The sequence below is a fragment of the Nocardia sp. NPDC051981 genome, from assembly GCF_040680715.1.
Taxonomy (GTDB): domain Bacteria; phylum Actinomycetota; class Actinomycetes; order Mycobacteriales; family Mycobacteriaceae; genus Nocardia.
In genome coordinates, this window is sequence record NZ_JBFAXK010000002.1 from 681,648 (window position 1) to 687,647 (window position 6,000).

The 6,000-nt window shown below is 55.3% G+C and carries 6 protein-coding genes; all 6 read left to right on the forward strand.

Annotated elements, in window-relative coordinates; translation table 11 throughout:
- Positions 1 to 32: 32 nt before the first annotated feature.
- On the forward strand, positions 33 to 251 hold the full coding sequence (locus AB0L60_RS07105) for an MbtH family protein (protein ID WP_364608465.1): 219 nt from the start codon (positions 33 to 35) through the stop codon (positions 249 to 251).
- A gap of 105 nt (positions 252 to 356) precedes the next feature.
- Entirely contained in the window at positions 357 to 1,436 is a 1,080-nt protein-coding gene (locus tag AB0L60_RS07110; protein WP_364608594.1) for an ornithine cyclodeaminase family protein, read from the forward strand.
- A gap of 218 nt (positions 1,437 to 1,654) precedes the next feature.
- Positions 1,655 to 2,782 carry an acyl-CoA dehydrogenase family protein gene (locus AB0L60_RS07115; protein ID WP_364608468.1) on the forward strand — a complete coding sequence of 376 codons (1,128 nt, stop codon included), beginning with the start codon at positions 1,655 to 1,657 and terminating at the stop codon, positions 2,780 to 2,782.
- Entirely contained in the window at positions 2,779 to 4,224 is a 1,446-nt protein-coding gene (locus AB0L60_RS07120) for an AMP-binding protein (RefSeq protein ID WP_364608471.1), read from the forward strand. Before AB0L60_RS07115 ends, AB0L60_RS07120 begins: the two co-directional genes overlap by 4 nt.
- Before the next feature lie 51 nt (positions 4,225 to 4,275).
- Positions 4,276 to 4,533 carry an acyl carrier protein gene (locus AB0L60_RS07125; RefSeq protein ID WP_364608474.1) on the forward strand — a complete coding sequence of 86 codons (258 nt, stop codon included), beginning with the start codon at positions 4,276 to 4,278 and terminating at the stop codon, positions 4,531 to 4,533.
- 88 nt (positions 4,534 to 4,621) lie between these two features.
- Positions 4,622 to 6,000, forward strand: a 1,379-nt coding sequence (locus AB0L60_RS07130) for a condensation domain-containing protein (protein WP_364608477.1), incomplete at its 3' end; no start/stop codon positions are given.

The following is a 6,000-nucleotide window of genomic DNA, read 5'->3' on the forward strand; positions in this document are numbered from 1 at the left end:
AATACGACTGTCGCTCGAGAACAGGAAATAGGTTGAGTTCGAACCCCTTTGATGACGAAGATGGTCGCTTCTGCGTGCTAGTCAATGACGAGTTGCAGTATTCTCTCTGGCCTTCATTCTGTGAAGTGCCCGCCGGATGGCGAGTGGTCTTCGGCGAGGATGATCGGCCATCCTGTATCGCCTATATTGAAAAGACCTGGGTTGATATGCGTCCTAAGAGTCTTCAGGACTCTATGAAATCAGACGTTTAATTGTCTGCGCTCGGCAACCTATATGTGACCGGCTTCCCGGGCCCGCCTGTGAAGCTAAGAGTGCGGGTTCGTTGAATGCAGCTGGCCGTTTGTTCGACAAACATAATGGTCGGCGTTGGAGGGTTGATAAATTTGGATACTCTGGTACTCACTCAGGAACATATCGGACGTTTGCTAGAAGTAATTGGACCGCACGAGGTTATGTGTCGAGTTATAGATCGACTCGAATACGGCATGACAGAACTCGGCCTCGGTCGGAGGAGGAATTCTCCGCCGAGGAGCGGATTTTTACGTGCAACGCCAGGCGATGGTGTAATCGAGAATATGCCGCACTATGAGCCTGGGCACGACATGACCCTCAAGAATATCTCCTACATTCCACACAATCGTGAGAGATTCGCTCTTCCGACGGTGCTCGGGAGCCTTTACAGGGTCAGCGGCGATACGGGCGTTCTCACGGCGGTTGCCGATGCGCAACTGATTACCGCAATGCGGACCGGCGCTGCCTCGGCTATTGCGAGTAAGATTCTTGCTCGTGTGAACTCAAGTACCGTTGGCATCGTGGGAGCCGGCGCCCAATCTGTGACCCAGCTTCACGGGATTAGCACAGTATATGGCATTGAGAATGTACTTGTGTTTGATATCGATGCCGCCAACGCTGAGAGTTTTGCGGATCGTGTAGCCTTTCTTGGCTTGCATGTCGAGGTCGCGACGCTTTTTGAGATAATGACCCATGCTGACATCATCTGTACTGCTACGTCAGTTCCTGTCGGCGAGGGCCCGGTTTTGCCGGATGTAAGCCACCTCCCACATCTACATATCAACACTATCGGGTCTGACGAAGCGGGAAAGACCGAACTACCTGTCGGCCTCTTACGGCGGGCTTTCGTTTGTGTCGACCATCTGGAACAGGCGCTGGCAGAGGGAGATTCTCAGCAGCTTGTATCGAACCAGATCGGAGCGAGTCTTCCGGAATTATGTGCGGCACCGCAATTGGCGAAGCAAGTCAGAGATGGCTTGACTGTATTCGATAGTACTGGGTTCGCATTTGAAGATCACCTTGCGCTGGATGTATTTTTGGAGATGGCGCAAGAACTCGGTCTTGGGGAAAAATTGCCCATAATGAACTATTCCGGGGATCTTCTCAACCCCTATTCTTCAATCATCGATTGCGGCATGTCTTAACTGCCGATACTTGCTGTATTTTTCAGAATCTTAACGGAATCTGCTTGCTTTTCCGTGATCCTCCATTGCAGTACGTTGAACGGTTGTGGGGAGAAATGAACCGGAAAATCATGAAGCTGTTCACGGCTGCCTTGTATCAACTGGTGCACTTCGACTCTGCTCGGCTATGCGGATTCGAAGATTGACTAGAATGATCGGCTTTTGCGAAGAGGGTGAAGATGGATTTCCTGTTGACCGCAGTACAGTCTGAGAGATATCGAGAGATTCTGGAGCGAACACAGAGCAGGCTGTCCCGCGGCGGGAATGCAGGTCGAGACAGCTGGAGAGAAGCTGGCCAGATCGGCCTCACGGGTCTATGCATACCAAAGGAGTATGGTGGTCGAGGCCTTGGTGCGTTCGACACGGCTCTGTCACTAGAAGCGTTCGGCCGCGGATGCCCGGATACCGGATTCGTCTTCGGTGTCTGCGCTCACCTGCTTGCAGGGGCAGTTCCTATTCGTGACTTCGGATCCGAATATCTCCGTGATATTTTCTTGCCTGGGTTCGCCTCGGGTGACCTCACAGCCGCTAACGCGATTACTGAAGACGGTGCAGGTTCAGATACGAGTCGGCTTTCTGTCTCCGCACGTGAAGAGGGATCTGTATACCTAATTAACGGTGAGAAATCTTTTGTCAGCAATGGTCCGGCCGCCGACGTCCTTGTCACCTATGCCTCGACCACTCCTGGCGCAGGATTTCTCGGCGTTTCGGCGTTCGCGGTGCCTGCCGACCTCCAAGGTGTCAGCGTCGGTGAGCCGTATGAAAAGATGGGGCTACACGGATGTCTCGCTGGACGTGTGTGTTTCCGTGACTGCCCAGTGCCGCGAGATTTTCTGCTGGGCGAAGAAGGCCAAGGTTCCACAATCTTCGCGCACGCTATGGCCTGGGAGCGCGCGTGTCTGTTCGCCGCCTACGTCGGCATGATGGACGCGCAGCTTGAGCGATGCATTGCCCACGCGCGTGAACGTCGGCAGTTTGGCCGTTCGATCTCGCAATTTCAAGCCGTGTCTCATCGGATCGCCATCATGAAGCAGCGATTGGAAAGCGCCAGGCTGCTCGTCTATCGCGCCAGCTGGCTAATCGATCAGGGAGCCGATGAGCAAACCGCGGCAGCCGCGCTGGCAAAGCTGAGTGTGTCCGAGGCTGCGATAGCCAACAGCCTCGATGCGATCCAGATCTTCGGAGCAGCCGGCTATCTGGTTCCCGGTGGGATCGAGCGGTACCTACGAGACTCGGTCCCGACCACTCTGTTCTCAGGCACATCTGAGATCCAGCGCGACATCGTCGCTCGGGAGGTCGGACTGTGAGCCTGTCCGCTCTGCTCATCGAGGCCGCAGCCCGCTATCCGGATCGACTTGCCGTGAGCAGCCCAATGGGAGACGCGACCTACTGCGAGCTCGACCGTGCTGTGACGCACCTCGCGAAGGGACTGTTTGCCACAGGGGTCCGGCACGGTGATCGAGTGGTGGTATGGGACGACAAGTCGCCCACAGCTATAGCTGCGATGCAGGCAGTGCTGCGCATCGGAGCGGTCTACATTCCTGCCGACGGCGCCTCACCGCCTGACCGCGTAGCCGCGATTGCCGCGAATTGTGGTGCGAAAGCAGTTTGCTCGACCCGCCCGAGGCCGGCCGGCATGTGCGCTGATACTGCCTGGTTCGACCTCGCGCAGCCGGTGCCCTGCGATCCGGATGCGCAATACCATGAAAATGCCTCTGCGGATCTTGCATATATTCTCTACACCTCTGGATCAACAGGAAGTCCCAAGGGTGTCTGCATCAGCCACGGCAACGCTCGTGCGTTTGTGGACTGGGCGGTGCAGATGTTGCGGGCTCATCCGGACGATCGGTTTGCAAATCACGCGCCATTGACGTTCGACCTATCGGTACTCGATGTATATTGCGCTTTTGCTGTAGGAGCTTCTGTGCACCTGGTGCCGACCGAGCTCGGATACGCTCCAGTGCAGCTGAGTCACTTTCTGCATGAGCATGCGATTACAGTCTGGTATTCCGTTCCGTCGGCGCTCGCACTAATGATTCGTGATGGAGGGTTACTGGACCACCCGGCACCAGCATCATTGCGTGCGGTACTTTTCGCAGGCGAGCCCTTCTCTATTACACACGTGCGTCAGCTTCGAGCATGGACCTCGGCCCGACTACTGAACCTCTACGGACCGACTGAGACCAATGTATGTACCGCGCATGAGGTGACAGCGAGCGATCTTTTGCGAGATAAACCTGTGCCAATCGGCAAGGCCGCATGTGGCGACAAGGTCTGGGCCGAGAAGCCCGACGGGACAGCCGCGGAGTTCGGGGAGGATGGCGAACTGATTGTGGATGGACCAACGGTTATGGTGGGCTACTGGGGGCATCAATACCAGCAGGGGCCGTTTCATACCGGAGACATTGTCCGGGTGCTCGATGACGGATCTTTCGACTACGTCGGTCGGCGAGACCATTTGGTGAAGATCCGCGGCAACCGGATCGAGCTCGGCGAGATCGAGGCCTGGATCGGACAGCACCCCGCTGTGGCCGAATTAGTCGCAGTCGTTCGCGGCTCGGGGATGGATGCACGGCTCATTCTATTTGTTGTCGTACACGACGGATTCGAACTCAGCGTACTTGAAATGAAGCGGCACAGCGCTTTGCGTTTGCCCCGCTACATGATACCGGACGAGGTGCGTATCGTATCGGCCCTTCCTCGGACCCAGACTGGGAAGACGGATCGAAATGCGTTGCCTGCGCTGTAGCAACAGTGAAACTCATTTCATTGACCGATATCGCCTAGACAAGGACCTTTCATGACCGAGACCGAGATTGCACAGCGCCTTCTGAAATATATCAGAGAACGATTTCTCGGAGACGACCGGGCAAGTGCTCTGGATGGCGAAACGCCCTTACTGGAATGGGGAATTCTCAACTCCATGAGCACTGCCGAGCTGGTTGGGTTTATTTCGCGGGAGTTCGGTCGCTCGGTCCCGCAATCGAGTGTGAACGCAAAGAACTTCAAGACAGCAAATCAGATAGCCGCGCTGGTTGCGCGTACGTCTCTGAACTAGCAAGTCAGTCCGAACTGTAAGAAAGCTCTGCCGGTGGCACGCCTGCAATTTGCGTCGTCGGTGCCGAAATACTCCGAAGGGTTCGAAAATGAGCGGTCGTACGGCCGGCGAGGGCGCCGTTAATGATAAGTACCTCCCATTGACCGCAGCGCAATATGAAATCTGGATGGCGACACAGCTGGATCCGAATTCCCCCAAATATCACGTAGGCGAATATTTGGAAATCGAAGGGTTATTGGATCCGAAGCTTGCTGAACGGGCTGCTCGGCAGGTAGTGAGCGAGGCCGAGGCCCTCCGTGCACGTTTCGTAGAATTCGGCGATACTGTGCTTCAGTATGTGGACGACGACCTCGATTGGGAATTCCCCATCGTTGATTTTTCGAACTTTCCGGATCCGGCACTTGAGGCGGAACGATGGATGGCCTCCAAGATTGGCACTGCGTTATCCCCTGAACGCGATAAGCTCTTTTACTTTGCACTGCTCAGGCTGGCACCCGACAAATCACTTTGGTATCACAGTTTCCATCATCTTTTGATTGATGGTATGGGGATGTCGATTGTTGCTCGCCGGGTTGCCGAGCTCTACACGGCTTTCGCGACCGGCATTGAGCCCCGGCCCTCAGGGTTCAAGTCACTCCGTATGCTGATTGGTGAGGATAGAGAATATCGAAATTCCAAGTCTTATGATAGGGATAGAAATTTCTGGATGGGCCGCCTTGCCGGCATTGCGCACGGATCTCGTGTCCTTGGCAACTCCGCAACTACCGGACAATCTGTTATAGCCCAATCGGGCCAGTTTGAGGAGAAGGCGTGGCCGGCGCTATTGAGGCTTGCTGAATCCCTGAACGTCGGCTATCCGGCTATTCTCATCGCGGCAGCCGGTATTATGTTGCATCGACTAACCGGAGAGCGTGATATAGTCCTAGGCCTGCCGGTCTCGGCGCGATCTTTCTCGGAATTTGCAGGCACCCCGGGAATGGTATCAAATATTGTCCCGATAAGACTCACTGTATGTCCGGGTATGTCTATAGGTGAGTTGATATATTCGACATCCGATGAAGTAATAAACGCGCTGAGACATCAGCGGTATCGCGCTGAAGATATCGCACGGGACCTAGGCGTGGACGGTGGATTGGATGGCCTTTTTGGTTTCCATGTCAATTTCATGAGATTCAACTATTCCAATTTCTTTAATCAGAATACCTCTGTCCACAACCTGTCGATTGGCCCGATAGGCGACCTCGCCTTGGCGATCTATGACCGTGCGGATGTGGACGGCCTGTACATCGACCTTCTCGCCAACGGCGCGGTGCACAGCCAGTACAACACGACAAGTCACCACGAGCTCTATATGCGTTTGATTCGCACTCTTGCGGTGGCTGCTGATCCGGGGTGTCGGGTGGGGGCGATCGATGTGTTGGGTGAGGACGAGCGGCGTCGGGTGCTGGTGGACTGGAACAGTTCCGG